The sequence below is a fragment of the Mesorhizobium sp. M2A.F.Ca.ET.037.01.1.1 genome, assembly GCF_003998075.1.
Taxonomy (GTDB): Bacteria; Pseudomonadota; Alphaproteobacteria; order Rhizobiales; family Rhizobiaceae; genus Mesorhizobium.
In genome coordinates this window covers 1-1,982 of the sequence record NZ_RZSA01001113.1, presented here as the reverse complement: position 1 = coordinate 1,982, position 1,982 = coordinate 1, and the positions used below count along the sequence as shown (strand labels likewise).

Sequence of the window (1,982 nt, the reverse complement as noted above, 5' to 3'; positions counted from 1 at the left end):
GCTGTGCCGCATGGCCGGTTTTGAGTTCGAGGAGAAGCGCGTCGACATCGATGATGCGGAGCAGCGGCAGGAATTGCTGCTCCTGTCGCCGTCGGTGTTGGTGCCGCGGCTGACGCATGACGGCGTCACCGTATGGGATACGCTGGCCATCTCCGAATACCTGGCCGAGACGATGCCGGGCGCCGGCCTGCTGCCAGCCGAGCGCGTGGCGCGCGCCCATTGCCGCGCGGTGTCGGGCGAAATGCATTCGGGCTTCCACAATCTGCGCTCGGCACTGCCGATGAACCTCAAGGCGAGGCACAAGAGCTTCAAGATCTTTTCCGGCGCGCGGCCCGACGTGGAGCGGATCAAGGCGATCTGGTCGGAGTGCCTGGCGACCTATGGCGGGCCGTGGCTGTTCGGGGCATGGCCCACCATGGCCGACGCCATGTATGCTCCGGTCTGCACCCGCTTCCGCACCTACGCGGTTGACCTCGAAGCGCCACTCGCCGCCTACTGCGAGACGGTCTTTGCCTGGCCGCTGATGCGGGAATGGACCGAAGGCGCGCTCGCCGAGCCAGAGGAGATCGTCGAGCTCGACGTGGAATTCTGAAGGCTGATCAGTGGCGCCGCTGCTTGCCGGTTTGGCGGCTTACCCCTTCAACATCTCCGCCACGGTCGGCGCGAAATAGGTCAGCACGCCGTCGCAGCCGGCGCGCTTCAGCGCAAGCAGCGATTCCAGCATCGCCTTCTCGCCGTCGATCCAGCCATTGGCGGCCGCTGCCTTGATCATCGAATATTCGCCCGAAACCTGGTAGGCGAAGGTCGGCATCTGGAACTCGTCCTTGAGCCGGCGGATGATGTCGAGATAGGGGAGACCCGGCTTCACCATCAGCATGTCGGCGCCTTCGGCGAGGTCCTGCTCGGCTTCGCGCATCGCCTCGTCGGAATTGGCGTGGTCGATGTAATAGGTCTTCTTGTCGCCCTTGAGCAGGCCGGCGGTGCCGACCGCCTCGCGATAGGGGCCGTAGAAGGCGGAGGCGAACTTCGTCGCATAGGACATGATCGCCACGTCCTGGAACCCGTTGGCATCGAGCGCGTCGCGGATGGCGCCGATGCGGCCGTCCATCATGTCGGAAGGCGCGATGATGTCGGCGCCGGCGGCGGCCTGGATGACGGCCGCGGCCGCGACCTGCTCCACCGTCTCGTCATTGACGATGATGCCGTCGCGCAGGATGCCGTCATGGCCATGGCTGGTGAACGGGTCGAGCGCGGCATCGGTGATGATGCCGATTTCCGGCACCGCGTCCTTGATGGCGCGCGTGGCGCGGTTGATGACATTGTCCGGGTTGAGGATGTGCGAGCCGGTCTGGTCGCGCAGCGCAAGCTCGACATTGGGGAAGGTGGCGATCGCCGGAATGCCGAGCTTGGCGGCGCGCTCGGCTTCCCTCACCGCGAGATCGATGGAGAGGCGATAGACGTCCGGCATGGCGGCGATCGGCTCGCGTAGGTGCTTGCCGTCAACGACGAAGATCGGCCAGATCAGATCGTTGACCGTAAGCTGGTTCTCCTGCACCAGGCGGCGCGACCAATCGGCCTTGCGCATGCGCCTGAGCCGGCGGCTGCCGGTGATCTCGTCGACGCTGCGCGCGCCGGCAGGCTTTGCGGGGGTGAATTTGTTCATGGCCGAAACTCTCTTTTGCGCCGGCTTTTACCACGCGTCTTGGCAGCTGACCAATGCGACACGATTGTGCAAGGCTGAGCCTAATTCCTCGCCCCCGCTAAAAGCGGGGGAGAGGTGTCCGCGAAGCGGACGGAGAGGGGGCCTTCGTAGGGCGCTCCCCTCTCCGTCTCGGCTTCGCCGAGCCACCTCTCCCCGCTCGCGCGGGGCGAGGAAATGCACTTACGGCTGCCCGTGCCCGGACAGGACCTGCGCCGCGCCCCTGATCGCGACCCGAAAGGCCTCGTCGAAGCTGACTCCGCGCGCCTGCCAGCGATAGATC

2 protein-coding genes and 1 pseudogene are annotated in these 1,982 nt (G+C 65.8%); 1 reads left to right on the top strand and 2 read right to left on the bottom strand.

Going from position 1 to position 1,982, the window contains the following annotated elements; genetic code table 11:
- Position 1: 1 nt before the first annotated feature.
- Complete coding sequence (locus tag EOA27_RS34035; protein WP_245491269.1) at positions 2–592, top strand: glutathione S-transferase; 591 nt, start codon at positions 2–4, stop codon at positions 590–592.
- 39 nt (positions 593–631) lie between these two features.
- Here EOA27_RS34035 and hemB read toward each other — a convergent pair whose 3' ends face one another.
- Both hemB and EOA27_RS42635 read right to left on the bottom strand, forming a co-directional pair.
- Positions 632–1,663, bottom strand: coding sequence for a porphobilinogen synthase (gene hemB, locus EOA27_RS34030; RefSeq protein WP_126082950.1), 1,032 nt, complete (start codon positions 1,661–1,663; stop codon positions 632–634).
- 219 nt (positions 1,664–1,882) lie between these two features.
- Positions 1,883–1,982: pseudogene (locus EOA27_RS42635) on the bottom strand (DUF2066 domain-containing protein); the annotation flags it as partial.